Raw genomic sequence first — 26356 nt, forward strand, 5'->3', positions numbered from 1 at the left:
CAGGCGAGTTCCCCTACCTCGCCGACGTCAACGGCGACGGCAAAGACGACATCATCACCTTCACCAAGAGCAACACCAACGACATCTACGTCGGAGTCACCACCGGCACCACCTTCACCGCCGGCACCAAATGGCACGACTTCTTCGGCCTCAACGGCGAAACCACGCTCTGAACAGCGGGTCATAGGGGGCGCCGGTCGAACCGGGCCGGCGCTCCGTCGACCTGACGAACGACTTCGTCGACCGCCCTCACCGGCCAGAGCCATCTCCATCTGCCGGCGACGGTGCGGCACTGGCGCGGGCTGGCGGCCGACGATCGGGTGCTGCTGGCGGCCAATCCCACTGACCGGCTGCTCGTGGTGCACCCTTCCGCCGCCCTGGACGCGCTGATCATCCAGCCTGACGCTGCTGTTCTCGGCGGTGATCTGCCATGAGCGGCACTACGGCGGGTCGCGACGTCGTCTTCGGCTGGCTTCCTTGAAGGGTTCCCCCGCCCGGCATTCTTTGCCAGGATTCACATCACGTGTGGAAGATTTCTACACGCTTAGACTGGGGAGGACGAATCATGCGAATCCGCAGCATGGTGAGTGCAGCCGTACTCGCTGGGGGCCTGGTCGCCGCAGCGACGCCGGCCGCCGCCGCGCCCACCGCCGCGCCCCAACAAGAATCGGCGTGCTCGCTGACGGTCACCAACCTCTACTACTCCATTGGCATGCAGACCGCTTTCGCCAGGCTCTCGGGCGGGTGCAGCGGGCCGATCGACATCGCCCTGGAACGCGCGGACGCGCCCGCCGGCCCGTACCAGGAGGACCCGGAGGCGCTCTACTACCTGCAGCAGGCCGCCGACGGTACGGCAGCCACCGCCTACTTCATGGACCCCGCGGAACGGGGATACTGCCGCGCGAGGGCCAGCTTCGACACGCTCGTCGTGTACTCCCAGAACCCGGTCGGCTGCTAGACCAGCGGCCGGACGAAGACCAGCACGAAGGTCTCCGCGAGCGGGGCCGCCCGAGACGACGGCGGCCCCGACGGCCATGTCAACCGTGACGGGGCCAGGCCCAGGGGCCTGGTCGTAGGTGTGTAGATCTGCGCTGACAGGGTTGCTGTGCGTCATCCCAGCGTGTGCAGGGCGTCGTCCATCTCGGCGAGCAGGCGCACGGCGGTGTCCTCGGTCATCCCGTCGGCCCGCCACAGCATGATCAGCGACCAGGAACCGTCCGGGCGGGGAAACGCTTCGAACATCAGCTCGACGGCGGTGGTGGGGGGCCGGACCCGGACCCGTTCGACAACGACGTCCGCGCCCATCGTCACCGGTGGCGTCTCCGCCTGGAGCACCGCCCAGACCTGGAAGAAGGGATGCCGGGACCGGTCCGGCCGCAGCTCCCGGACCAACTCGTCGAAGGGGATCCGGGCATGCTCCAGAGCAGCGACCGTGCTGTCGCTGACCGCCCGCAGCAGCGTTCCGGGCTCGCTGTCCGGCACGTCGTACACCGGCACCGCGAGCGGGTTGACGAAGTACCCGATGATCCGCTCGGTCTCGGTGTCGAACCGGCCAGCGGTAACCGTGCCGATAAACAGGTCGGGTACCCCGAAAACGGTGGCCACCGCCCTGCCGGTGGCGGTGATCAGGGCCGACACCGGCGGTCCCCCGTTCGCGGCGGCGGCCCGGTGCAGGGCGGCCACCGTCTCCGCCGCCACCTCCAGTTCGAGTTCCCGCCGCGGCGCCTCACCGACGGCCGACGGACGCGGCAGAAACGGGGCCGGCGCACCCTTGAGGGTGTCCCGCCAGAAGGGCAGTTCGGTACGACCCCAGTGCTCCAGGTTCTCCTGCTCCCACACCGTGAAGTCCCGGTAGGAGACCGGCCCGCTCGGGGTCGGGCTGTCCTCCCCGGCGAGACGGGCCGCGTACGCGTCGGCGAGGTCCGCCAGGAAGACCGATTCGGACCAGCCGTCGAACGCGACATGGTGCACGTGCAGGCAGAGCAGGTGCCGACCCTCGTCGAGCCGGCAGATCCGGGCCCGGACCGGGATCTCGTCCTCCAGCTCGAACGGGCGGCTCCACCAGTCCATGGTCGCCTGCTCGGCGGCCAGTTGGACCGTGGCCACCGCCGGGAGGGCCACCTCCTCGACGCTGAGCACGACAGCGTCGCCGTCCAGCACCTGCTGGATCGGGGAGTCGTCGTCCCAGCCGTAGCTGGTGCGCAGCACCGGATTGCGCCGTACGACGTCGGTCAACGCCTGCCGCAGCACGTCCGGGTGCGGGGTGCCGGTCATCAGATAGGCCAGCACCAGCATGTTGTCGGCCTGGCCCGGCGCGGTCTGCTCGGCGAGCCAGAACCGGCGTTGCGCGTGGGAGAGCGGGGCCGGGCCGCTGGCGGCCACCGGCACCAGCGGCGTCGCGGCCCGTGGCGCGGTCGCGTCGAGCGCGTCGACGATGCCGGCCAGCGAGCGCCGCCGGTAGATGTCCGCGATCGTGCAACGGACACCGAGGCGGCCGGTCAGCCGGGCGGCGAGCCGGATCGCGTCGAGGGAGGTGGCGCCCGCTGCCAGCAGGTCGTCGGAGGCCGTCACCTCCGGCAGGTCGAGCAGGTCGCGTACCTCCGCCAACAGCGGATCCACGGCGTCGCCGTCGGCCCCGGTCGGGGCGTGCGACACCAGCCGGTGCAGCTCGGCCTGGTCCAGCTTGCCGTTCGGGGTCAGCGGTAGCCGGCCGACCTGGTGGAACCGGGTCGGGATCATCGCGTCGAGCAGGGTGCGCGCGGCGAAGTCGCGCAGCGGCGCGAGCTCTACCGGACGCCCGTCGGTGGAGCTGAAGACGCAGGCCAGCTCCGCGTCACCGGCGCGCCGCGCCACCCGCAGCACCGCGCACGAGGCGATCGACGGGTACGACCGCAGCACCGCCTCGACCTCGCCCGGCTCGATCCGCACACCACGGATCTTGAACTGCCGGTCGATTCGGCCCCGGTACCGCAACTCGCCGCCCGGGCCGAGTTCGCCACGGTCACCCGTGCGGTAGTAGCGGACACCGTCCCGGTCGAAGAACCGGCGCGCGGTCTCGTCCGGGTCGTTGAGGTAGCCCAGGGCCAGCCCGTCACCGGAGAGTGCGATCTCCCCGGTGCCGTCGAGGAGCACCACCCCGGTCTGCGGCACCGGCCGGCCGATGGGCACGTCGTCGGTGCCGTCCACCAGGTCGGCGTGGGTCACCACGTGGGTGGTCGCCGCCATCGAGCACTCGGCTGGCCCGTAGAGGTTCACCAGGTGCAGCTCCGGTGCGGCGTCGAGAATCCGGCGCAGGTGCGGGGCGGACACCCGGTCACCGCCGACGACCAGGACCCGGATGTCGCGGAACAGCTCCGGGCACTCGTCGGCGAAGACGTTGCACAACGAGCTGGTCACCCAGAGGGTGTTCACCCCCCGGGCGATCCCGGCGCGCAGCGCCTCGGCGTCCAGGGCCGGCTGGTCGCGGTCCATCAGCACACAGCGACCGCCGTTGAGCAGGGCCCCCCACAGCTCCAACGAGTGCATGTCCCACGGCACCGGTACGGCCTGCAACAACACGGTGGTCGAATCCAGCGGGATGGTCGGCGAGTTGACCAGCACCCGGCAGGTGCCGCGGTGCGGGGAGAGAACGCCCTTGGGTCGGCCGGTCGAGCCCGAGGTGTAGAACACGCTGGCCGGGGCGGCACCGTCGAGTCCGGGTCGACCGGTCGGCGCGTCGGGCGCCACCGGCCGGGGTGGTGACCCGGTGAACACGTCCGGCGAGAGGCTGACCAGGCCGGTCCCGGCGAAGCGCTGCTCGTCGTCGGTAACGACCAGGGACACGCCGCTGCGTGCCACCACCCCGTCGACGCGGTCCCTGGGCCACCGGGGATCCAGGGGCAGGTACGCGGCCCCGGCCAGCAGCACGCCGAGAAAGGCCGCCACCCGCTCCGGGGTGCGTTCCATGTGCACGGCGACGACGTCACCGGCCGATACGCCGCCGGCTCGGACGGCCTCCCGGGCCGTGGACGCCTGCGCCCACAGCTCGCCGTAGCTGACCCGGCGATCCCCCTGCTGGACCGCCGTCGCGTCGGGTCGCTGGCGGACGCGGGTCGCGACGACCTGTTCGATCCGGTCACCGAGGGCGTACGGGCTGTCCATCGGTCTCACTCTCCTGGTGGCGGGGCAGGGCAGCGGAACAGCGGCGGGACCGCCCGACTCAGACGACCCGCACCGGGAGGGAGGTGATGCCGAGCATGAAGTTCGACCCCGCGCCCCGGACGAACAGGTCGACGTCGGTGCGGTCGACGCCCGCTGCGCCCGTCACGCCGGCTCGCCCCCCGCCACGGACTGGTCGATCAGGGCCGCGAGGTCGGCCAGGACGGTGTTGGACAGCAGCGCCTGGAACGGCAGCTTCACCCCGAGGTCCCGGCTGATCCGCCGATGCATCTGGAACGCCTGAAGGGAATGGCCACCCAACGCGAAGAAGTTCTCATTGCTGCCGATGTTCTCCACCCCGAGCAGCCGCTCCCACAACTCGACGAGATACCGCTCGGTGTCCGTACCCGGCGGCAGGTAGCTGTCCCGGCGCAGGCGGTGGGCGTCCAGCAGTTCGCGCAGCGCCGCCATGTCCCGCTTGCCGTGGTCGGTGGCCGGGATCTGCGGCACCACGATGAAGTGACTGGGCACCATGAAGTCCGGCAGGTCACCTTCGGCCTGGGCCCGCAGCTCCGCGAGGCTGGGCGTGCCGTCGACCACCACGACGGCGATCAGCCGCCGGTCGTCACCCGTACCGTCGGGCAGGACGGCCGCCTCCTGCACCTGCCGCTGGCGGCGCAGGCCCCGCTCCACCTCGCCCGGTTCCACCCGGTAACCCCGGATCCTCACCTGGTCGTCGGCCCGGCCGATGAACTCCAGTACGCCGTCGGGCCGGCGACGGACCAGGTCACCGGTCCGGTAGGCCCGGACCGGAGCACCGTCGTCGCCGGTAACCGTGCAGAACCGCTCCTCGGTCAGCTCCGGTTGGTCCTGGTAGCCACGGGCCACCCCCGGTCCCTCGACGAACAGTTCGCCGATCTCCCCGTCGGCGGTGGGCCGCAGGTCCGGCGAGAGCACGTGGGCGGTCACCCCGGACAGCGGCCGGCCGATGGGGATCAGGTCGCTCTCGGCGTCGGCCATCGTCACCAGGTGCGCGGTGCAGGCCGTGGTGATCTCGGCAGGTCCGTACATGTTGTACAGCTCGCCGGAGAACCGGCCGCCGAGCAGGTCGCGGCAGGCGGACGGCTGGAGCACGTCCCCGCCGACCCGGACAAGACGTAGCGGGGCGAAGGCGTCGCGGTCCGCCCGGACCACCTGGTTGACCACCATCGTCGGGACCACCATCACCGTGATCCCGTACCGCTTGAGCTGCCGCTGGAAGTCGGCCGCCAGCAGATCCGGCACGTCGGGCAGCACGACCACCTCGGCGCCGACGGCCAGCGCCGTCCAGAGCTCCATGTTGAAGGCGTCGAACGACACGCTGGAGATCTGCCCGGACCGGTCGGCCGGGGTGAGCTGGGGCAGTCCCGGATTGAGCGCGAGCGAGACCAGGTTCCGGTGTTCCAGGACGATCGCCTTCGGCTGCCCCGACGAGCCGGAGGTGAACAGGACGTTCGCCGCGCTGGCGGGTTCGACGGCCGGCATCGGCGTCGGCTCCGACCGGGTCACCTCGGCCAGGGTGACCACGTCGGCGGGGACCTCCCGCAGCCGGTCGAGCCAGTCCGGCGCGCAGATGACCAGTTTCGCGCCGCTGGTATGCAGCATGAGGTCGCGCCGGGCGTCCGGGTAGCGGCTGTCCACCGCGACGTAGGCGGCGCCCGCCTTGAGGATGCCGAGGACCGCCACGAGCAGGTCGACGGACCGCTCGGCGTAGAGCCCGACCCGGTCCTCGACGGTCACGCCCCGGGCCCGTAGCCCGGAGGCCACGGCGTCGGACTCCCGGTCGAGTTCCGCATACGTCAGTCGGCGGTCGCCGTCGCTGACCGCGGGGCGGTCCGGATGCGTCCGTACCGCCGCTCGGAACAGCCCGGGCAACGTGTCGACGACCGCCGGCGCATCCGCTGAACCCGTCACGGTGTCTCTCCCCTCATCGTCAGCGAACCTGAGCTGTTCCCGCCGTCCTCGGCCGCCACGAGAGTCCGCACCAGCCCACACAGTCCGGCGAACGTCGGCGCCTGGACGAACTGCGGCAGGCGGAGCCGCACGCCGAGCCGGCGGCGCAGGTCCGCCAGCACGCGTACCGCGCCGAGCGAGTCACCGCCGAGGCGGAAGAAGCTGTCCGCCCGGCCGAAGCCGTCATGGCCGAGCACCCGGGCCCAGGCGTCCCGCACCGCCGCCTCCAGCGGGTCGGCCGGCTGCGCGGTGTGGCCCTGCCGGGCCTGCACGTGTTCGAGCACCAGCCGCCGTGCGCGGTTCCGGTCGGCCTTGCCGCTGGGCAACCGTGGCAGCGCCGGCACCGTGACGATCACGTGGGGCACCAGGTAGGGCGGCAGGATCCGGCGCAGCCGCTCGATCGCGTCCTCCGGATCGAACCCGGCTGCGGGGGACCGCCGTGGCTCGCTGACCAGTGGCCGGCCCGGATCCACCGTGGCCCGCGCGGCGTCCCACTCCGCGTACCGCCGGGCGGCCGTGGCGGATCGGCCGAGGTAGGCGCAGAGCAGGGTGGCGTCCCGCGGGTCGACGCGGAGCACAGCGACGCAGCCGTGGGCGCGGGCGAGATCCACCAGCGCCGCCGGGGTCACCGGCACCCGGGGCTCCGGGGCCGGGAGCCATGCCGCGTTCTGGGCGTTCGGAATTCCCCGGACCACCGCCGGGTCGCCGCCGTCGCCCACCCGGGCACAGATCCCCTCGAACGACTCCGGGGTCCGCCAGGCGTGTTCACCGGGGGTGCGGTCGGGCGCGGTCGGCGCCCCGGCCCTGGTCAACACCGCGTCGAACCGGAACGCGGACATCTCGCTCCATGCGACCAGGTGCTTGGGTCGCAGGGAGACCCGCAGGTCACCCCGGGACCCGGCGAGCCGGTACAGGTACCCCGGGTCGACGAGCAGTTCCCGTTCAGCGTCGGCGAGTTGGTCGGCCGCTGCGGCCAGTCGCGGCCCGTCCGCGTCCGGATGGCGTGCCTCTGCCATCGCCCGGTAGTGTGCCCGCGCCAGCGGCCACGAGCGGAGATCACCGAGGAAGATCCGGCCACCGGGCGACAGGTGGTCCAGGCACGCGTCCAGCACCTGGTCGAGGTACTCCCGGGTCGGGAAGTACTGGATCACCGAGTTGAGCACGATGAGGTCGAACCGGTCCGGCAGGCCGTCCCATTCGTCGGCCGACCTCAGCAGCGCCGCGAAACCGGGGCCCAGCGTTTCCCGGTCCGCGTTCAGCGCGTCCACCGACCGGGCCGAGATGTCGGTGGCCAGCCAGGTCGCGGCCTTCCGTGCCAGCGGCCGGGTCACGATGCCCGACCCCGCGCCGATCTCCAGCACATGCTCGAACCCGAGGCGGGTGAGCGCGTCGAGTGTGTGGCCGGCCCATTCCCGCATCACCCCGTCCGGGTACCGTTCGCGGGTCAGACTGCTCGTCCAGCCACTGAACTCCGACCGGTCGAGGTCGGTGTAGACCTCTTCCCACTGGGTGCGCCAGTCATCGACGGCGGCGCCCGCCCCGTCGCGCTCGGTGGGCACCACCAGGGCCGCGAGGCTACGGTTGTCGTCGACCTCGACCGCGACGACCGTGGAACCGTTCACCCCCGGCAGCCGGTTGATCGCGCTCTCCACCTCGCCCGGCTCGATCCGGTAGCCGCGCAGCTTCAACTGGTCGTCCACCCGGCCGCGTAGCTGGTACTGGCCGTCGCGGGTACGCCGGGCCCGGTCACCGGTGCGGTAGCCGCGTCCGACCCCGTCGATCGTCTTGAACGCCTCGGCGGTCAGCTCGGGTCGGTTCAGGTAACCGCGCGACAGCGCCGGACCACTGATCCACAGGTCGCCCCAGGTGCCGGCGGGGGCCGGACGGCCCCACCGGTCGCGCACGAGGAACCGGTTGGTGCGCAGTGGCACGCCGACGGAGATGTCCCCGGGGGTCATCTCCCAGGCCGACGAGTAGACGGTGGCCTCGGTCGGGCCGTACCCGTTGAACGCCTTTCCGGCCAGGCCCAGCAGCGCGTCGCGGACCTCCACGGTCAGCGGTTCCCCGCCGCAGATCGCCACCCGTACCCCGCTGTCGAGGTGTTCGGCCAGGATCCGCCACACGCTCGGCGTCGCCTGCACCACGGTCACGCCACGGTCCCGGACGAGTTCGGCGAGCCGGACCGGGTCGGCCGCGATCCCGGAGTCCGCGACCACACACTCGATGCCCGTGGTCAGCGGCAGCAGCAGTTCCACCAGCGAGATGTCGAAGGTGACCGTGGTTGACGCGACCATCCGGTCGGCTGCGTTCGGCCGGACCAACCGCTCCATCTCCGCGATCAGCCCGGCCAGGCTGCCGTGCTCCACCAGCACACCCTTCGGATGGCCGGTGGAACCGGAGGTGTACATGACGTACGCCGGTGACCCGGGGTCGGTCAGGAACTCCCCGACGGTCGGACCGGTGTCGCCGACCTCCCCCAGCAGGACCGCGGTGCGCCGACCCAGCTCGGGGACCGCCCGGTCGGCGACCAGCACCCCGATCCCCGCGTCGTCGAGGATGAACAGGTTGCGCGGCAGCGGGTTCTGCGGGTCCAACGGCACGTACACCCCGCCCGCCGCCCAGATGCCCAGCACGGACACCACGAGATCGACACCCCGGGGAAGGTACGAGCCGACCGGCACCCCCTCGGTGACCCCGGCGGCGCGTAGCCGGGCGGCGAGCCGGAGAGCGGCCCGCCACAGCTCACGCCGGGTGAGCCGAACATCCCCACAGGTCACCGCGACCGCGTCGGGCGCGGTGCGGACCGCGTCCGCGACCAGGGAGAGCACCGGTGACGGCACGGCCGTCACCGGCTCCGACCCGTCGGGCCGCTCGGCGACCTGTTCCCCGGGGAGCAGGTCGATCTCGCCCACCCGGACCCCGGGGTCGGCGAGACAGCGTCGCAGAACCTCGACGTACGAGCCGACGGCCTCGGCAATCGACCGGTCGTCGAACAGGGCCGTGCGGTACTCGAACCGCACGTTCAGTCCCTCGCTGTGGGGTGCCAGATCGATCAGCAGGTCGAACTTCGCGCCGGCCGGGTAGACCGGACGGGCGTGCGCCCGGGTCGCCCCGAGCCGCAGGTGGATCTCCGGCACGTTCTGGTACGTCATCATGACCTGGAACAGCGGATGCGTCCCGGGGGTCCGGTCCAGATCCAGCGACCGGATGATGAGGTCCAGCGGGGCCTCGCGGTGCAGCAGCGCCTCGAACGCGCGGGCCTGGGTACGGCTGATCATCTCGTCGAACGACGGGTCGCCGCTGAGATCGAGCCTGATCGGCAGCGTGTTGACGAAGAAGCCCACCGCCCGCTCGGTCACCTCGTCGCGGTCGTCGGCGACCGGTACACCGATCACCAGGTCCACCACGTTGCACCATCGGGCGAGGAAGACTCCGAGCACCGACATCGCCACCACGAACGGGGTGGTGCGACGCTCGGCGGCCAGCTTCCTGAGTGCCTGCGCCGTCGACCGGTCCAGCTTGTGGGTACGGATGCCACCACGCCAGTCGAGCAGATCGGGGCGGCGGGCCCGGTCGACCGGAAGGTCGAGTTCGGCGGGCGCTCCCTGGAGCGTCTCCCGCCAGTGGCTGACCGCCTCCTGCTGCGTCTGCTCGGTGCGTTCCCGCCGTTGCAGGGCGGCCAGTTCGGCCATCCCCGGAACCGGCGGCAGTTCCGTGCCGGACCCCTCGGCGCCGGCGCCGGCCAGCCCCGCGTAGAGAGTGGAGAGATCCTCGGCCAGGTTGGCAACCGACCAGCCGTCCACCACGGCGTGGTGCAGAATCAGGGCGAGTAACGCCTCCTGCTCGGGCAGCGTCCAGAGCGCCGCCCGGAACACCTCACCGCGCTGCAGGCTCAACGGCCGGTCGAGGAAGGCGGCCAGCTCGGCCTCGGCCTGCGCGGCTGCCTGCCCGGTCGACACCCGCAGGTTGCCGCCGGCCGGCTCGTCGACCAGCATGTGCACCTGGTCGCCGTCGTCCACGAACGCACAGCGCAGCGCCTCGTGTCGCGCCACCAGCGCGTCCACCGCCGCTTCGAGGGCCGGCACGTCCAGCTCGCCGTACACCTGCCAGACCAGTGGCACGGTGTAGGCGGCGCCTCCCTCCTCGTGCCGGTCGACCAGCCACAGTCGACGCTGTTCAGGGCTGGCGGGCACCGGCCGGCTCATCGGGTCGCTCCCTCGGGTTGCGCCGTTGGCACCGTTTCGTCCGCGACGCTGTCGCTCGTGGAGGGGATCGGCTCGGGGTTGCTGCCGGCGGGGGTGTATCGGACGCGAGTGCGCTGCGCCCACCCGACGACCGGCCCGGTCGCGGCGGCGAGCAGCAGGAAGATGACGACCAGGGCGAGCCAGCCCACGCCGGCCCAGACGCCCAGGAGGTAGGTCACCAGGACCGGACCACAGATGGACCGGATCGTCGAACCGAGGGAGTGGATGGACCCGTACTCGCCCTGGGCGTCCGGGTGGGCCAGCTCGAACCGGAGGGACCAGTCGGCGGCTGCGGCGCGCAGCTCACCGGCGGTCAGCAGCAGGACGCCAGCGGAAAGGACGGCCCCGGCCAGCACGGCGGTGTCGGTCCAGGCGGTGACGCCGAAGATGGCGCAGGCGAGCGCGGCGGCCAGGCTGCCCTGGATGAGGGCCCGGCGCGCGTCGGGCACCGATTCGACGTTGCGTGCGGCGCGGACCTGGAACAGGACGATGAGCAGGGTGTTGGTGACCATCAGTCCGGCGAAGATCGTGGCCGGGGCGTCGGTGTGGTGGGCGATCCACAGCGGCAGACCGATCACCAGCACCGTGTCGTAGATCGAGACGAGGCCGGCCAGGATGGACACCGTGAGGAACGGCGGATCGCGGAAGACGCCTCTGGGGCCGGTCCGGACGGTTTCCCGCCGGCCGGGCACCCGGGGATACTGAAGGCTGATCGCGCTGACCCCCAGGGTGAGCGCCGCGTAGGTGACCAGCAGCACGACGAACGCCGTACGGGTGTTCACCGCGAGCGCGACGCCGGCCAGGGCGGTGCCCACCGAGAGGCCGATGTTCGCGATGCTCCGGCTCCGGGCGGCGGTGACCACCCGGCGCTTGTCGTCGACGAGCTGTGCCAGGAGCGCCTCCCGGCTGACGCTCGCGCTACGTTCGGCGATGCCGAGAGTGCACATCAGGATCAGGAACGACGCGACGCCGTTGATCAGCGGCAGGCAGGCGAGCAGGAGTCCCTGCACCGCACCGGCTCCGATGGTCATCTCGCGTGGTCCGATCCGGTCGACCAGCCGGCCGACCGGACTGGCCGCGAAGATCCAGACCGAGGCGGTGAGGGAGAATCCGAGCCCCACCTGCACCGCCGACACGTCGGCGAAGGTGGAGAAGTAGATCACGCTGACCGCGGTGTAGAGCCCGAACCCGACGCACCCGACGAGGGTGTTGACGAGCAGGATGGCCTCGACCTTCGGCAGGTCGCGGACGCTGGCCCACCAACGCGATGGCCAACCGGCAACGCCTCTGAAGCTTGCCACCTGACTGATCGTCCTTCCGCCTCGATGCTTCGCCGGACCGTGGTGCGCTGGCCGCACCGACCCGTGGTGCTGGCGCTTCACCCGCGCCGCCGGCCAGATCCGGCTCACCTACGGCCACCGGCCGGACCGGGCCACCGGGTGGGCGGGGCCGACGGGGGTGGGTGTTGGCCACCCGAATGGGGCCTGAGCAGGGGAAACCCGCCGGTCGACCTGGCCGGATCGCGATTACGGTCGGGGTTGCGGCATCCGATCGGACCATGCCGGTCGTTACTGGTCGACCGGTCCGCCGGGGACGTGGCTCAGAGGATGCCGCCTGACGACATGCCGATCGGGAGACGGTCGGTCATACCTGTGTGCGTCCACCAATTGTTACGTCGCCGCATCTCCCGTGGTCACTATCTGTAGCCACAATTAGCACATGAAACATAGTTGATATCTGATGCGGCCCCGACGCTAGCAGGAGTCGGTTGCGTGATCAAGAGCACTCAGGGTGCCGTGCCGACCCGGGCGGCCCGGTCGCCGACGCCGATCCGAACTGCACAGACATCACTACGCGGAGTGACCGCAACCCGGAGCCGTCACGTCGCCACCATGGCTGCGACCACCTCTCACCCGAGGGCTACGATGGCCGGCGCGACCAGCGGGACGGGTCCGCCGCCCGAAGGGACGGCCAGCACCGGGTGCCGCGTCGCTTCCAGGCAAATCGTGCGCCTGAGGTGCGATGTCCATCGTTCGAGAGGACCAGGATGCAGGAAAGCGAGACGGACGAACGACTCGGCCACGAGTCCCCGCGTCGACACCTCCCGGTCGAGTCGCAGTCGGTCGACCCCGACAGTCCGTTCCTGGCCGACATGCTCGCTCTCTGGCGGGAGTTGCTCAGCCAACCCGAGCTGCCGGTGGACGCCGACTTCTTCGCCTCCGGCGGCCAGTCGCTGCTGGCGATCCAGCTTCTCCAACGGGTACGCCGGACGCTCGGCATTCCGGTTCCACTGGACACGCTCATCTCGGCGCCCACCCCGCGCCGGTTCGCCGAACGGCTGACCGTCCTGCGCGCCGAGCACCGCCGGGACGGGCCGGCGGACCGGCCGGCCTCCCGGTCGGCGACCGGTGCGCTGGACCGGGCGATCGCGGAGGCGATCGGGGAGGTCCGACACCTCGGCATCCAGCTCTACGTCTCGATCGCCGGCAAGCCGGTGCACGACCGGGTCGCCGGCCACCGCGAGGACGGCACGCCGTTGGGGCCCGACGACATCCTGCCCTGGTTCAGCGGTGGCAAGCCGCTACTCGCGGCGGCCCTGTGTGAGCTGTGGCGCCGCGGGTCACTCGACCCGAACGAGCCGGTGGCGACCTACCTGCCGGCGTTCGGCACCGATGGCAAGGCCGCGATCACCCTCCGGCACCTGCTCACCCACTCCTCGGGGCGACTGCTCACCGACGACCCGCGCAGCGCCGACCCTTACTCCGTGGGCTACGCGCAGGCGGTCCAGGGAGCTCTCGCGGCCCGGCTGCACCCGGACGACGTGCCCGGTCAGCAGCCGTCGTACTCCTCCTCGGCCATCGGCTGGCTGGTGCTGTCCGAGGTGGTCCGGCAGCTGGACGGCCGCGACTTCGACCGGTTCGTGACCGACGAGATCGCCGGCCCGCTCGGCGCGACGTACCACTATGGTTTCTCCGCCGACGAGCTGCGGGCGCTCGGCGGCCAGGTGGGCACCTACCACCGGCACAGGGCGGCGGAGCTCAGCAGCCCGCAGGAGGTGCAGACCGCTGCCGAAACCCGGCGGCTGCTGGCCAGCGGCCTGGTCCACACGACCCGGCATCCGGGTGAGGGGCTGTGGGCCAGCGCCCGCAGCATGGCCCGGTTCTACGAGCTGCTCTGCCACCATGCGGTCGGCGACGCGTGGAGTGCCGGGCATGACGGCCTGCTGGACGCACCGACCGTCCAGCAGATGATCCGACCGCAGCGACCGAGCTTCTTCGGGGAGGCTCCCCTCATCGACTTCGGGTTGGGCCTGACGCTGGAGAGCAGACGGCACGGGGAGGAACACGCCTACTACGGGTCACACACCAGCCCTCGCACCTTCGGTCACCAGGGCCACGGGTCGTCGCCGATGGCATACGTCGACCCGGAACACGAGCTGGTGGTGGCCTTCAACGGAAACGGACTGCCCGGCTTCGTGTCGGGCAAATCCATCTGGCACCGGGTCAGTGACGCTATCTACCGGGAACTGGGGCTGGTGTCACCGACCGCCCGGTGATGAACTCCGCCAACAGTCGACCGGCCCTGGCGTCCGCGAGCAGGTCGGCGCGGGGAACGTCGAACCGGACCCGGCGGTCGCCGATCGCCGGGAAGACGTCCTCGGGGTGCGTGGCGGACATGACGGTCAGTACCGGGAGCCGCAGCGCGGCGACCGGTGCCGGCAGCTCGGCGAGAGCGGCCACCACCAGGTACGACAGGTAGCGCTGGAACCGGACGGTGAGGTCGTCGACGAGATCGTCGTCCAGGTCCAACTCCCGGCCGACCTGGCCGGCGGTCCGGACGTAGCTGTCACCGAGACGCCGGGCCAGGCCCACCAGGGCGGCCCCTCCCGGCACCGGGCCGGACACCTCATCGCCGCTGGCCGGCGGCTGGTCGAGCACCGCCACCAGCGATTCGATCGAGCTGTGGTACGCCTCCAGGAGCAGTTCGTGGGTCGCCACCGCGGGATCGACCAGCACCAGGCTGACCGGGTGCCCGTGGGCGGTGAAGTCGTGCGCCAGGCGGGTGGCCACGGTCGCGCCGGAGCAGTATCCGATCACCGCCGAGATCCGCGCACCGGTGGCTAGGACCTCGTCCCGCCAGGCGTCGACCTGCCGGACGGCGGCGGCCGGGTCGTCGATGAGGCGGTCCGGCGGCCGGGTGGCCAGCACGGTGCAGCCGGACGGCAGCCGGGCGGCCAGGTCCACAAACCCGGCCTCCGGCCTGGCCCCGCCGAAGTCGACGGTGAGCACGAGGTCCTGCCCGCCGTCACCTACGCGGAGCAGGCTCCACATCTCCGTGTCCAAGAGGTCTCCTCAGTTTCAGGGTCGGGTACGACGGCCGTCCGAGTGGGACGGCCACGTCCATGATCTTCCGGCGCGGCACTGCCAATCTCGATCATGGCCGCTTACCCCCACCGGCACCACCAAAAGCCAGTCGATAGCTACCGATCAAATCAGTGATCATCAAGTCGAACGGCCGCCAGACCGAGCCGGACGCCGCCGACACCCCGGAAGCCGGGTCGGACGCAGGGGACGCTCGTCGGACGAGCAGCCACCCGGCGGCCAGCCACTCGTAGAAGCCGGGACGTCGTACCGCCAGGACGCGGCACAGCTGCTGCATGCCGTAGTCGGCGCGGTGTTCGGAGACGAACCGGTAGCGGAGGGTCATCGACCCATCGCCGGAGCGGGCCACTATGGCGGCGAGGCTCTCGAGGAGGGCCTCCAGCCGGATCTCGAAGCGCGCCCGCCGCTCTTGCCTGATGCCGGCGGACATAACGGTCTCAGCGGTCGGAGCCAGACGTCTCGTCGCCAGCCAACAGGCCGCGGCACGCATCCGCAGCGCTGTCACCTCGCCAAACGGCACTGCTGATGACGGGACCAGCAGCGGGAATGGCACACTGAACACGACGAAGCGTCGTCAGGGACAAGGTCCGTGAGGAACCTCGTCCTGCCGGAGCTTCCCGCTCAACATGCCGAAGTTGCCGTACCACGACAATCGCTACCTACAGCGACATTGTGATCTTGACGTGGTCGTGGCGGCGTAGGTGACCTGCGGGTCGCCCAGCATGCGCGGCAGGTCGGCCATGGTTGCACATCGAGGAGTATTTATGTCGGCACAGGACAAGCTAGAGTCGATCTTCACTTCGGTGGTGCGGCGCAACCCTGGCGAGAACGAATTCCACCAATCGGTGCGGGAGGTGCTCGACAGTGTCGTGCCGGCCTTGGAGAGGCACCCCGAGTACGCCGAAGCGAAGATTATCGAGCGAATCTGCGAGCCGGAGCGGCAGATCATCTTCCGGGTGCCGTGGGAGGACGATCGCGGTGAGGTCCACATCAACCGCGGCTTCCGGGTGGAGTTCAACAGTGCCCTGGGCCCGTACAAGGGAGGTCTTCGCTTCCACCCGTCGGTCTATCTGGGGATCGTGAAGTTCCTCGGTTTTGAACAACTGTTCAAGAACGCGTTGACTGGCATGCCGATCGGCGGCGGCAAGGGTGGGTCGGACTTCGACCCCAAGGGCCGCTCCGACCGGGAGGTGATGCGGTTCTGCCAATCGTTCATGACCGAGCTGTACCGGCACATCGGCGAGTACACGGACGTGCCGGCCGGCGACATCGGAGTCGGTGGCCGGGAGATCGGCTACCTGTTCGGGCAGTACAAGCGGATCACCAACCGGTATGAGTCCGGGGTGCTGACCGGCAAAGGCCTCAGTTACGGCGGTGCCCAGGTGCGCCGGGAGGCTACCGGCTACGGTGCGGTGTTCTTCGCCGATGAGATGCTACGCGCCGACGGCGGCGACAGTCTCGACGGAAAGCGGGTGGTGGTTTCCGGCTCGGGCAACGTGGCGATCTACGCGATTGAAAAGGTGCATCAGCTCGGCGGCACCGTGGTGACATGCTCGGACTCCTCCGGCTATATATACGACGAAAAGGGAATCAACGTCGATGTGCTCAAGCAGGTCAAGGAGGTCCGCCGGGCACGGATCGACGAATACGTCGACGCGCGCCGGCACGCCACGTTCGTCGCGGGTCGCCCGGTCTGGGACGTGCCCTGCCAGGTGGCGATCCCCTGCGCGACGCAGAACGAGCTCACCGCCGCCGACGCGCTCACCCTGATCGCGGGTGGCTGCACCATCGTGGTGGAGGGGGCCAACATGCCCACCACGCCGGAGGCGGTGCGGAGATTCGCCGAGGCCGGGGTGCGGTTCGCGCCCGGAAAAGCGGCCAACGCCGGTGGAGTCGCGGCCAGCGCGCTGGAAATGCAGCAGAACGCCAGCCGCGACTCGTGGACCTTCACCCATTCTGAGCAGCGGCTGCGGGAAATCATGCGGACTATCCATGCCCGCTGCTACGACACCGCCGAGGAGTACGGCATGCCGGGCAACTACGTCGCTGGAGCCAACATTGACGGCTTCCGGCTCGTCGCCGAGGCGATGCTCGCCCACGGGCTGATCTGAGACGGCGGCGTACTCGTAGTCCGTCCGGTCACGTCGTTCAGTGTCGCGGTCATCACGGCACCCTCCTCACCAGGCGCAACGCCTGGCGGGTCAGGCCGGAAACACCCTCAGACCCACAGGCCCGCGGCTGACCGGGCAGTTTCGGCGTGCACTACGAGGCGTCGCGGGCTGGACCCGTCAAGTGCCGGTGTTGACGATGACGGCCGGGTGGTTTCGCTGCTGGTGCCGTCTGCGGTCGACTGGGAGATGCCGGGGGCGGCGGGGCGGCCCGGTCCGGACCGGCCCCGCCGGGAATCACTCGGGGATGACGAACTGGGCGGTGCTGGTGGTGTCGTAGTTGACGCCGTTCTTCTCGGCGTGGTGGGTGCAGTTGACGTTGACGGTCCGGGACTGGACGGGGACGCCAGTGACCGGGACAGTCGGAGACCAGAAGTGCACATCGACGAGCGCCCCGTTGTTCTCAGAGTCGTAGTCGTCGGTGGAGTAGCTGAGGACGGTAGCGGAGCAGTAGACGTTGATGTAGTTGGCGTCCACCCGGTCGTTGCCCCAGGTGGCGAGTCGGGAGTATCCGCGGATCTTGACTCCGCCGCGGCGCAACGGCCAGGATCCTTCGTGGCCGGTGCCTTCCAGTTGGATGACGCCCTGCAGGTTGTACGCCGGCGACGGAGGCGTGACGGGGCCGCCACCGCCACCGCCACCGCCGTCGCCACCCCCACCGTCGCAATCGATGGGACACTCGGGTTCCCAGGCGTGCGCTGGCATGGCCACCGCGCCGGTGCCCGCAAGGCAGGCCAGCAGGGCGATTCCGACGGTTGCAGTACGTCTGAGCACGTCATCTCCGGTCAGCAGGCATTCAGGACGATCACCTAGGGCGTTCGATCGGGCGCGTAGAGTATCTACCCGGCTGTCGGCGACGCAATATCGACCATGCGGCGCGCAGTCGCCGCCGTCCGGCGCTTCCGTCCACCCGGGCCCCTTTGCCGGCGCACCCGGACAGCGGAGGGCTCCGAGGCCAGAGCCTCGCTCCACCCGGAGAACCGCCGCCATCACCGGTCAGTGGGCGGCTTCACCGCCGGGCCTGGTAGTAGGAGTCACGACGGGCGTGCGGCACCGCCGTGCATCGCCAGTCCGTCGAGGATCAGATCGAGGCCGAATTCGAACTGCCCGCCGAAGTGGTAGCCAGGCTGCTGGACGTGCTGCGTGGCGAACTCGACCATGTGCGGGTACTCGCCCGCCGCGAAACCTTCCATGATCGAATCCGCGATCGCGGTGGCGGAGTCTGGACCGTCGAACGGCAGCGACGCCTCCTGCAGCACGAAGCCGTAGACGTACGCATCGATGATCGCGTACGCGTGGGCTGTCATCTGTAGCGAGAAGCCCCCGGCCCGCAGCACACCCAGCATGGTGTCGTGATGGCGCAGGTTGGCCGGCCCGGGACTGGTCCGGGCTTCTACCAGGGTCAGCGCCCAGGGATGCCGCGCGAGGACCGTACGGGCCGAGAGGGAACGTCGGCGCACCTCGGCGCGCCAGTCGCCGCCCACCTCTGGCAGTTCGATCTCCGCGAAAACCCCGTCCACGAGTGCGTCGAGGAGCTCGTCCTTGCTGCGGATGTAGTGGTAAAGCGACATCGGCTTGGCGTTGAGCTCGGCGGCCAGCGACCGCATGGTCAATGCCCCCAGGCCGTGCGCGTCGGCGATGCCGACCGCGGCCTGCAGCACTCGCTCGCGGCTCAGCTGCCGTGCTGGTTCGCCCACCGACTGGTTCCCGTCTTCCTGGCATTGCGTTGACCGGCCTCGCCGCCAAGGCTATCGTACTTAGTACCCCTTACTTAGTACGAAGGCCTGAGAGGCAAAAATGTCACTCCGCGTGACCGGCAGATGCGCCGGTGCGTTCTTCCTGTTGGCATTCGTCTTCTACGGCATCGGCAGCGCTCTCGCCGGGCAGTTCGCCGGGGTGGCGCTCGTGGTGCTCAACTCCGTCATGGTGGCGGCCATCGGCGTACTGGTCTTTCGGGCGCTGCGTCGATCGCGTCCGGGGGCCGCCTGGACATACCTTGTCGCGCGCGGCGCGGAGGCGTTCCTGCTCACCGCCGGGATCGTCCTGCTGGACTCGGCCGGTGCCGGTGCCGCCGACATCGCCTACCAGGCGGCCATGCTGTCGCTGGGGCTGGGCAGCCTGCCGTTCTGCCTGGCCCTCAACCGGCAGCGCTGGCTGCCGAGCTGGCTGGCGATCTGGGGATTCTCCGGATACGCGCTGCTGGCGACGGGCGCGGCCGCCGAGCTGATGGGGGCCGGGGTCGGGGTCGTCCTGGCGATCCCGGGAGGTCTATTCGAGATTGTCTTCGGTCTGCTGTTGCTCGCTCGCGGCTTCGTGCCGTCCGCCGCTGTGCAGCCGAGCGCCGCCCCCGACGGGGCGTCGAGCGTGGCGGCCGTGGACGGCGACTCCCGAGCAGGCCGCGCGGCGCTGGCCGCCGGGCTCGGCCTGCTGCTGATGGCGGTTCTCGCTGGGCTGGCCAACTTCGGCGTCGTGGACCGGCTGGTCTCCACCGACGCCGCCGAGACCACCACCCGGATGCTGTCGAATCAACGGGCATTTGTCCTTGCCATCGTCGCCCTGTTCGCGGTGGCCTGCCTCGACGTGCTGGTCGCCTGGTCGCTGCGGGCGTTCTTCGATGACACCCACCGCACCGTCCCACTGCTCTCGGCCTGGTGCCGCACCGCGTACGCGGTCGTCTTCGCCGTCGCGATCACCTACCTGATCGCCGCCGCCGGTCTCCTGCACGACGGTCCGGCGACCGACGAGATCAGCCCCAGCGTGTACGCGTACATCACCGAATTCGAGGAGATCTGGAGCCTCGGTCTGATCCTGTTCGGCGTCCACCTGCTGATGATCGGGTGGCTGGCATGGCGGTCTCCCACTGTGCCGACCTGGGTGGCGGTGCTCGTAGCGATCGCCGGTGCGGGCTATCTCGCCGACTCGGTCGGGGCGCTTGTCTCGGCCGCGTACACGATTCAGGTCGCCGCAGTCACGTTCGTCGGTGAGGTCGTCGTCATGGGGTGGCTGCTCGTGTTCGCCGCACGCTCGCGTAGCCACCGCCGGCCCGACCCGGACGGAAACCGCGCCCGCAAGTTGCGGCAGCCCGCTTGAGAGCGGCCACCGCGCCGGGTGTTCCCGGCGCGGGATGAGGTGAGGAAGCAGAGTCCGGGTGTCCGCCGGTACCGCGCGGGTCGGCGCCGGGTTGGTCAGGTGCCCGCGGCCGGCGGGGACGCGGGGATCTCCTCGATCTGGGACACGCCGCTGGCGGCGTGGGCACCGTGGCGCTGCCACGTCTCGTGCAGCAGGATGCGCCCGTCGGGGAGGATCTCGGGGGTGCTGTGACACTCGCCGACGATGATCCGCCCGTCGTCGAGCACCATGCAGTACGCGAAGTCGACCGAGCCGTCAGGCTGGCACTGTCCGGCGAGGGTGCCCCGGCGCGCGTGACCCCCGGTGAATTCGCCCCAGAGCAGGTCGCCGTCCTGCCAGTAGTTCGCGACGCGGCTGTGCTCCCCGCTGCCGTCCGCGACCGGCCGGAACCGGCGCCCGTGATAGTTGATCGAGAGGGCCGTGGCGTTGGGTGAGGGCACGCGTGCTCCTTGAACGGGGTGGACGGCCTGGGCCGGCGATAGCGGTACGGTCGAGGTGAGTGGCTCTGGCGGTGCGCCAGACGCCGGGACACGCAAGAGGCCAGCGAGTCACCGGACCTCGGCGGCCGACGGACGCTCGCCAGCCGCCGAGGCGGTCAATCGAGCAGGACGACGCTGCGCAGCACGTCGCCGCGGCGCATGCGCTCGAACGCCACCTCGACGTCGCCCAAACCGATCCGCTCGGTGACGAACAGATCGAGCGGCAGCCGGCCCTGCAGGTGCAGATCGACCAACATCGGCATGTCCCTGGAGGGCAGGCAGTCGCCGTACCAGGAGGTCTTGTAGGTGCCGCCCCGCAGGAACAGGTCCAGCAGCGGCATCTCCAGCCGCATCGATGAGTCCGGCCTGGCCACCAGCACGAAGGTGCCGCCGATGGAGCGCGCGTGGAAAGCCTGGCTCCATGTTTCCGGCGACCCGGCCGCGTCGATGGTCACGTCGGCGCCGAGCCCACCGGTGATCTGTCGGATCCTGGAGACCACGTCCGGTTCCCGGCTGGCGTCGACGACATGCGTGGCGCCCAACTGGGTGGCCATCGGCAGCTTCCGCGGATCGATGTCGACAGCGACGATGGTTGTCGCCCCGGCCAGTTGCGCGCCGGTCACGGCCGCGCAGCCCACCCCGCCGCAGCCGATCACCGCGACGGTGTCTCCGGGACTGACGCCCCCGGTGCGCATCGCCGCACCCAGTCCGGACATCACACCGCAGCCGAGCAGGCAGGCAGTGGCCGGGTCCACCGCCTTGTCGACCAGGGTGCACTGGCCCGCGTGGACCAGGGTGAGCCGGGCGAAGGCACCGATGCCCAGTGCCGCCCCGAGCGGTTCCCCGGTGGTCAGGGTCATCGGTCGACTGGCGGTGAGTTCGTCCAGACACGCTTCGGGTGCCCCGCGCAGGCAGGGGCGACAGCGCCCGCAGACCGCCCGCCAGTTGAGGATGACGAGGTCACCTGGGACGACGTGCGTCACGTTGTCACCCACCTGCTCGACGATCCCGGCTGCCTCGTGCCCCAGCAGGTACGGGTAGCCGGAGCCGATGACGCCGTCGCGGTAGTGCAGGTCGGTGTGGCAGACCCCGCAGGCCAGCACCCGCACCGTTGCCTCGTCAGGTCCCGGGTCCGGGACCACGATGTCGCGGATCTGCACCGGTTGGCCCGGGCCGAGCGACACCACGGCCTCGACTGTCTGCGCCATGAACCATCGTCCTTGTCTGTCTGTCCTGCTGCTGCTGGTATGGGGGAGAGACGGCCGGTGGAGCGGCCCGGATCAGTCGGCGAACTCCACCTTGATCAGGTCCGCGAACCGGATCATCGTGGCGAAGGCGTCCTCCTGCGAGGTCCCGGTGGTGCCGAGGAACCCGAGGATCGTGTTGCCGTGCGGCGGGCGCTTGATGACGTCGCCCGGCCGTGCGGTGATCTTCAGGTCGAACGTCCGTTCCGACTCGCTGACCTCGGCCGGCACGTGCACGCTGGCGATGGTGCCGGCCGCGCAGATCAGACACATCGACGCGGTGTGCGTACCAGTGGGCTGAAAGTGCCGCACCCGGGGTCGCACGCCGCGGGCGATGTCGACGGCCGCCGCGATCGGGTCGTGATCGGCGGTCAGCCTGGCGATCAGGTCGAGCCCGCCGCCGCCGACCCGTCCGGCGATCTCCAGAAGGTGCGGCCGGCCGTCGTGGAACCGTACCTCCGCATGCGCCACGCTGCGCCGCAGCCCCTGCGCCCGCACCCCGGCAGCGACCACCTCGTGCACCGCTGCCAGGTCCTGCGGGCTCATCGACGTCGGCGCGTGGTGGACATCGTCGTCGAAGGTCTGCCCCTCTATGGTGATCCGGTCCACCACCGAGCCGAGGTAGACCTCGTCGTCCCAGACGACCACCTCCATCAGGTACTCCGCGCCGTCCAGGAACGACTCCACCAGCAGCCCGCTCGGTCCGAGGTCCACCCCTTCCGGTTCGGACCGCGCCCAGAACATGTCCCGGCTGCCTTCCTCCGCCTGCGCGTACCGCTCGGCCAACTCCGCCGGGGAGCCGACCTTGAACACGAAGTTGCTGCCGGCGCCGTGCGTGGGCTTGATGATGACCGGATAACCGAACGCCTCCGCCGCGGCATGCGCCTCGGCCAGGGTGCCGGTCAGCCGGAACTGGGGAGAGGGCGCGCCGGCCCGCTCGTACGCCTGCCGCATCAGGTACTTGTTGCGGCAGTTGACCGCGGTTTCGACTCCGATGCCGGGTAGGCCGAGGGCCTCGGCCACCGCCGCTACGGTGATCACCGACGACTCCGAGAACGTCAACACCCCGTCGAAGCCCTCGGCCTGGTGCCACTGCTTGCCGGCGGCGATGATGTCGTCGATGTGGCGGGAACCGGCCACCTGGTACCGCTCGGCGGGCCAGAAGTCCGGCTTACCTTCACCGTTGAGCACGTAGAGTGTCGCGCCCAGGGCTTCCACCTGCGCGTAACGCGACAGGTAGTACTCCAGATACTGGCAGGTCTCGATGGCGAGTAACTTCATCTGGTTCTCCTACGATGCTCGTCCGGCGCCAGCGCCGGGAGCCAGCTGGTCGAACGTGGCCGGCAGCATTGGCAACCGGAACATCGTGACCTTGTCCACGGCCCCGTCGTCGACCCGCAGCCGTACCCCGGCGCCGGCCAACGTGTCGGTAACGTCGATCAGGATGGGCGCGGCGTACGCGAGCAGGGTCTGCACCTGAGCCAGCACGTCGGCTGCGGTCTCCGAGTTGATGTGGGCACGTGCCAGGCGGTCCAGTTGGGTGGCGATCGTGTCGGCGACCCCGCCCGGGCTGAACCGGTCGTCACGGTAGTGCCGGCGCAGCCGGTCGGCCACCACCCGGGCCCGAGCGCGGCCGGCCGCGCTCACCGGCAACACCGCGCCGTCCGGGATGGTCAGCTCGGCCAGCGCCGTGGCCAGTCGGTTCCAGGGCCGCACCAGCCGGGTGGCCACCACGTCCCGCAGATCGGCCTCGGTGAAGTTGGTGCGTTGGAACTCCGGGGCGGTGAGGGCCAGATAGAACCGCGCCAGGTCGCGGGGCACGCGGTCGAGCAGTTCGGTGGCGGAGATCAGATGGCCGCGGCTGGTGGAGAACTTCGACCGGTCCAGCTCGTAGAACTCATTGGTCACGGTCACCGTCGGGGTGGCGTACCGCTGCGGGTGCGACAGCAGCATGGCCAGGTCGAGCATTCCCCAGTGGAAGACGTTGTCGTACCCGTGGAGGTAGACGATCGTGGGCTGGGTGTCGGCGAGCCAGAACTGGTCGGTGCGCTCGGTCGGCCGGCCGAGCTGCCCCGCCGACCACCACGTGCTGTAGATGATCGCCGGCATCGCCTCGATCCACGGGTACAACCGTTGCCCGGGAGTCTCGGCGAACGGCGCCGGCAGCCCCCAGTTGCCGGGCACGGTGACCGGCACATCCGGTAGCGGGCCGGCCATCAGCTCCGTGACCAGGTCGCGGGCGTTCGGCCGCCACTGCGGCGCGTGCCGGGCGTAGTGGTCGGCGAGCTGGTCACGCAGTCGCTCCAACGGCAGCACGAGGATCTCCACCTCGCGGTACTCGACGTCGTCCGTGGGGTCGAGCGGGTAATACGGGTCGAGCAGCTCGTCGAAGTTGTTCGGGTGCCCGCACGCCTCGCACGCGCCGCCCGAGCTCTGCGCCAGGCAGGTCGGACAGGTGCCCGAGACGAGCGCGTCGTAGAGGTAGACCCCGGCCCGTCGGGCGTACGGGAACCGGACGGTACGCAGCTCGAAAGCGCCTGCCCGGTGCTGGGCGGTGACGAAGTCGAGCACGGTGCGTCGGTAGGTCTCGTCGACCGGCGGCAGCCCGACCAGGGTGGCACCCAGCGCGGTGAACGCCTGTCCGATCTGCGCGGTGGCATCGCGCACCAGGTCCGCCGGGGCTACCCCCAGGTTCGCCGCGCGGGTCGCCACGAAGGACTGACTGTCGTCGGTGCAGGTGGTGTGGATGACGAACTTGCCCCGCGCCCGCTGGTACCGGGCGTAGACATCGGCGGCCAGGTACGGCCCCGCCAGGTGCCCGACGTGCAGGCCCCCGTTGGAGGTGGGCGTGGCCGGAACCACGATCACCGGGGATTCGTCCAGGCTCATGACACGGCCCGGTGGCGCTCGACGAACTGGTCCGCCATCTCGTGATCCCACCAGATCGCGTACATCTGGAACGGCTGGTCACCACGGTTGACCACCTGGTGCCGCTCGTGTGGCGGGAAGTGCACGACGTCCCCCGCGACGAACGGCGTGGTGCCCGCCTCGGTGACGAGCTCCGCCTGGCCCGTCAACGCGATCCAGATCTCGTACTCGTGGTGACCGTGCGCCCCGGACTCGGCCCCGGGCGGCACCACACACCAGGAGCCCTCGAAGGGGGCGTTCAACGCCTCCCAGGGCATCAGCCGCTGCGCCCGCAGCCCGTTGTCGGGCTTGAGGCCGTGGTGGTCCAGCTTGCGGATCTCCATGAGTCAGTCATCCCTTCCCTCGGCGAGGACGCCGCCGGCCACTGCCGTGCCGACCAGCGCCGGTGTGCTGGCACGGGGGGTGAGTAGATCGTTCACCATCTCGCCAGCGCGGACCGCCAGTACGCTGATCAGCGAGTCCGCGATGCCATGAGTCGCCTCGTTGACGCCCTGCAGATAGCAGCCGGCGGTCACGGAGTCCGGCGTCACCATGCGGTAGTTGCGGTCGACCGTGATCTCGCGTACACCCACGGAGGCGGCGGTCTGCCGGATCAGCGCCGGCTTGCCCTGCTCGAAGCCGGTGCCCAGGAGCACCAGGTCGGCGCGGAGCTCCTCGGTCGTCGCCCGTAGCCGGTCGTGCACGGTCAACACGACCTCGTCGCCCTCCATCCGGGTGGCGAGCACGTCGGTGAGCGTATGCATGACGATCCGCGCGTTGCCGGTCAGCCGGTCCTGGTACATCTGGCGATACAGCGAGTCGAGCATGCCGGGGGCCAGCCCGGCATAGTTCGTCCGGTGCATCTCCTGCAACAACTGGGCCCTGGCCTCGGCGGAGCCGGCGTGGAACTGGTCGACGAACGACGGGAAGTACAGCTCATTGGTGAAGGCGCTGCTCTCGTAGCCGCGCAGACCGGCCGACCTCATCAACATCCGGCACTCGGCGGTGGGGAACTGCTGGTACATCGTCCACAGCATCTCGGCAGCACTCTGCGCCCCGCCGACCACCACGACCCGGCGTACCGCCTTCGGGTCGAGCTGCGCCACCCGGCTGGTGAACTCGGTGCTGTGGACCACCCGGTCGGCGGGCAGATCCAGGAACGCGGCGGGAACGTTGGGGGCCCGGCCGACCCCGATCACCACGTTCCGGCAGCGGACCACCTCGCCGGTGTCGAACTGGACCCGCCAGCGATCCGACACCCCGTCGTCACGCGACGACACCGGCGTGATCGCCGTTACCGCCCGCCCGTACTCCACCTGCACCCGCTCCAGCGACTTGGCCACCCACTGCAGGTACGCGGAGACCTCCAGTCGGAACGGCAACGCCGAGCCCAGGTTGATGAACTCGTCCAGCCGGTTGGTCGAGTGCAGGTAGTTGACGAAGGAGTACCGGCTGCGTGGGTTGCGCAGCGTCACGAGATCCTTGAGGAAGCCGACCTGGCTCTGGGCCCACGGCAGCAGCATCCCGCGCTGCCAGGCGATGTCGTCGTACTGGTCCACCAGCAGGGTTTCGTCGGCCACGTCGGGAGCCATCTCCTCGACCGCCACGGCAAAGGCGAGGTTGGCCGGGCCGGCCCCCACCGCGACCACTGACTTGTGTCTCTCCATGCTGCCT

Annotated in this window: 19 protein-coding genes; 5 read left to right on the plus strand and 14 right to left on the minus strand. The window is 70.4% G+C overall.

Translation table 11 applies throughout. The annotated features are described in order from the left end of the window. The first annotated feature begins 284 nt into the window (after positions 1–284). Together ACH4T9_RS29290 and ACH4T9_RS29295 are read left to right on the plus strand one after the other, a co-directional pair. Positions 285–434 (plus strand): hypothetical protein, encoded by a 150-nt coding sequence (locus ACH4T9_RS29290; RefSeq protein WP_396674412.1) that lies wholly within the window; start codon positions 285–287, stop codon positions 432–434. 131 nt (positions 435–565) lie between these two features. Further along, the gene (locus ACH4T9_RS29295) at positions 566–958 is read left to right on the plus strand and encodes a hypothetical protein (protein ID WP_396674414.1); all 393 of its coding nucleotides are present in this window, start codon (positions 566–568) and stop codon (positions 956–958) included. A gap of 152 nt (positions 959–1110) precedes the next feature. Here ACH4T9_RS29295 and ACH4T9_RS29300 read toward each other — a convergent pair whose 3' ends face one another. From ACH4T9_RS29300 to ACH4T9_RS29315, 4 genes are all read right to left on the minus strand, one after another. Further along, positions 1111–4140, minus strand: coding sequence for an AMP-binding protein (locus ACH4T9_RS29300; protein ID WP_396674416.1), 3030 nt, complete (start codon positions 4138–4140; stop codon positions 1111–1113). Between the two features lie 162 nt (positions 4141–4302). Further along, positions 4303–6090, minus strand: coding sequence for a non-ribosomal peptide synthetase (locus ACH4T9_RS29305; protein WP_396674417.1), 1788 nt, complete (start codon positions 6088–6090; stop codon positions 4303–4305). Next, entirely contained in the window at positions 6087–10334 is a 4248-nt protein-coding gene (locus ACH4T9_RS29310) for an amino acid adenylation domain-containing protein (RefSeq protein ID WP_396674419.1), read from the minus strand. The genes ACH4T9_RS29305 and ACH4T9_RS29310 overlap by 4 nt, the downstream gene beginning before the upstream one ends. Next, positions 10331–11674 carry an MFS transporter gene (locus tag ACH4T9_RS29315; protein ID WP_396674420.1) on the minus strand — a complete coding sequence of 448 codons (1344 nt, stop codon included), beginning with the start codon at positions 11672–11674 and terminating at the stop codon, positions 10331–10333. Before ACH4T9_RS29315 ends, ACH4T9_RS29310 begins: the two co-directional genes overlap by 4 nt. Positions 11675–12420: 746 nt before the next feature. Between ACH4T9_RS29315 and ACH4T9_RS29320 the strand changes: the two genes are divergently transcribed. Beyond that, complete coding sequence (locus ACH4T9_RS29320) at positions 12421–13929, plus strand: serine hydrolase (protein ID WP_396674422.1); 1509 nt, start codon at positions 12421–12423, stop codon at positions 13927–13929. Here ACH4T9_RS29320 and ACH4T9_RS29325 read toward each other — a convergent pair. Both ACH4T9_RS29325 and ACH4T9_RS29330 read right to left on the minus strand, forming a co-directional pair. After that, positions 13886–14716: a hypothetical protein gene (locus ACH4T9_RS29325; protein ID WP_396674424.1), complete on the minus strand. Its 831-nt coding sequence runs from the start codon at positions 14714–14716 to the stop codon at positions 13886–13888. The genes ACH4T9_RS29320 and ACH4T9_RS29325 overlap by 44 nt on opposite strands. A gap of 91 nt (positions 14717–14807) precedes the next feature. After that, positions 14808–15185 carry a hypothetical protein gene (locus ACH4T9_RS29330; protein WP_396674425.1) on the minus strand — a complete coding sequence of 126 codons (378 nt, stop codon included), beginning with the start codon at positions 15183–15185 and terminating at the stop codon, positions 14808–14810. 334 nt (positions 15186–15519) lie between these two features. On the opposite strand from ACH4T9_RS29330, the gene gdhA reads away from it, so the two are divergent. Further along, positions 15520–16866: an NADP-specific glutamate dehydrogenase gene (gene gdhA / locus ACH4T9_RS29335; RefSeq protein ID WP_396674426.1), complete on the plus strand. Its 1347-nt coding sequence runs from the start codon at positions 15520–15522 to the stop codon at positions 16864–16866. 294 nt (positions 16867–17160) lie between these two features. On the opposite strand, the gene ACH4T9_RS29340 is transcribed toward gdhA, so the two are convergent. Beyond that, complete coding sequence (locus ACH4T9_RS29340) at positions 17161–17697, minus strand: hypothetical protein (RefSeq protein WP_396674427.1); 537 nt, start codon at positions 17695–17697, stop codon at positions 17161–17163. Positions 17698–17957: 260 nt separating this feature from the next. Beyond that, a complete protein-coding gene (locus ACH4T9_RS29345) occupies positions 17958–18620 on the minus strand; it encodes a TetR/AcrR family transcriptional regulator (RefSeq protein ID WP_396674428.1) in 663 nt (220 codons plus the stop codon). A gap of 112 nt (positions 18621–18732) precedes the next feature. On the opposite strand from ACH4T9_RS29345, the gene ACH4T9_RS29350 reads away from it, so the two are divergent. Then, entirely contained in the window at positions 18733–20013 is a 1281-nt protein-coding gene (locus tag ACH4T9_RS29350; protein WP_396674430.1) for a DUF4386 domain-containing protein, read from the plus strand. Positions 20014–20108: 95 nt separating this feature from the next. Here ACH4T9_RS29350 and ACH4T9_RS29355 read toward each other — a convergent pair whose 3' ends face one another. From ACH4T9_RS29355 to ACH4T9_RS29380, 6 genes are all read right to left on the minus strand, one after another. Beyond that, a complete protein-coding gene (locus tag ACH4T9_RS29355; RefSeq protein WP_396674432.1) occupies positions 20109–20492 on the minus strand; it encodes a hypothetical protein in 384 nt (127 codons plus the stop codon). Between the two features lie 155 nt (positions 20493–20647). Next, a complete protein-coding gene (locus ACH4T9_RS29360; RefSeq protein WP_396674434.1) occupies positions 20648–21739 on the minus strand; it encodes an S-(hydroxymethyl)mycothiol dehydrogenase in 1092 nt (363 codons plus the stop codon). A gap of 72 nt (positions 21740–21811) precedes the next feature. Further along, positions 21812–23056 (minus strand): ATP-grasp domain-containing protein, encoded by a 1245-nt coding sequence (locus tag ACH4T9_RS29365; protein ID WP_396674436.1) that lies wholly within the window; start codon positions 23054–23056, stop codon positions 21812–21814. Positions 23057–23065: 9 nt separating this feature from the next. Further along, a complete protein-coding gene (locus tag ACH4T9_RS29370; protein ID WP_396674438.1) occupies positions 23066–24664 on the minus strand; it encodes a class I tRNA ligase family protein in 1599 nt (532 codons plus the stop codon). After that, positions 24661–25026 carry a cupin domain-containing protein gene (locus ACH4T9_RS29375; RefSeq protein ID WP_396674440.1) on the minus strand — a complete coding sequence of 122 codons (366 nt, stop codon included), beginning with the start codon at positions 25024–25026 and terminating at the stop codon, positions 24661–24663. The genes ACH4T9_RS29370 and ACH4T9_RS29375 overlap by 4 nt, the downstream gene beginning before the upstream one ends. Positions 25027–25029: 3 nt before the next feature. After that, positions 25030–26349: a SidA/IucD/PvdA family monooxygenase gene (locus ACH4T9_RS29380; RefSeq protein ID WP_396674442.1), complete on the minus strand. Its 1320-nt coding sequence runs from the start codon at positions 26347–26349 to the stop codon at positions 25030–25032. Positions 26350–26356: the final 7 nt, after the last annotated feature.

Source organism: Micromonospora sp. NPDC020750, assembly GCF_044334565.1.
Lineage (GTDB): Bacteria > Actinomycetota > Actinomycetes > Mycobacteriales > Micromonosporaceae > Micromonospora.

What these genes read in the sequence shown, in the direction of transcription:
- ACH4T9_RS29295 (WP_396674414.1), top strand. Translation starts at nt 566, where the DNA reads ATGCGAATCCGCAGCATGGTGAGTGCAGCCGTACTCGCTGGGGGCCTG.
- ACH4T9_RS29300 (WP_396674416.1), bottom strand. Translation starts at nt 4,140, where the DNA reads ATGGACAGCCCGTACGCCCTCGGTGACCGGATCGAACAGGTCGTCGCG.
- ACH4T9_RS29310 (WP_396674419.1), bottom strand. Translation starts at nt 10,334, where the DNA reads ATGAGCCGGCCGGTGCCCGCCAGCCCTGAACAGCGTCGACTGTGGCTG.
- ACH4T9_RS29320 (WP_396674422.1), top strand. Translation starts at nt 12,421, where the DNA reads ATGCAGGAAAGCGAGACGGACGAACGACTCGGCCACGAGTCCCCGCGT.
- ACH4T9_RS29330 (WP_396674425.1), bottom strand. Translation starts at nt 15,185, where the DNA reads ATGTCCGCCGGCATCAGGCAAGAGCGGCGGGCGCGCTTCGAGATCCGG.
- gdhA (WP_396674426.1), top strand. Translation starts at nt 15,520, where the DNA reads ATGTCGGCACAGGACAAGCTAGAGTCGATCTTCACTTCGGTGGTGCGG.
- ACH4T9_RS29360 (WP_396674434.1), bottom strand. Translation starts at nt 21,739, where the DNA reads ATGGCGCAGACAGTCGAGGCCGTGGTGTCGCTCGGCCCGGGCCAACCG.
- ACH4T9_RS29365 (WP_396674436.1), bottom strand. Translation starts at nt 23,056, where the DNA reads ATGAAGTTACTCGCCATCGAGACCTGCCAGTATCTGGAGTACTACCTG.
- ACH4T9_RS29370 (WP_396674438.1), bottom strand. Translation starts at nt 24,664, where the DNA reads ATGAGCCTGGACGAATCCCCGGTGATCGTGGTTCCGGCCACGCCCACC.
- ACH4T9_RS29375 (WP_396674440.1), bottom strand. Translation starts at nt 25,026, where the DNA reads ATGGAGATCCGCAAGCTGGACCACCACGGCCTCAAGCCCGACAACGGG.
- ACH4T9_RS29380 (WP_396674442.1), bottom strand. Translation starts at nt 26,349, where the DNA reads ATGGAGAGACACAAGTCAGTGGTCGCGGTGGGGGCCGGCCCGGCCAAC.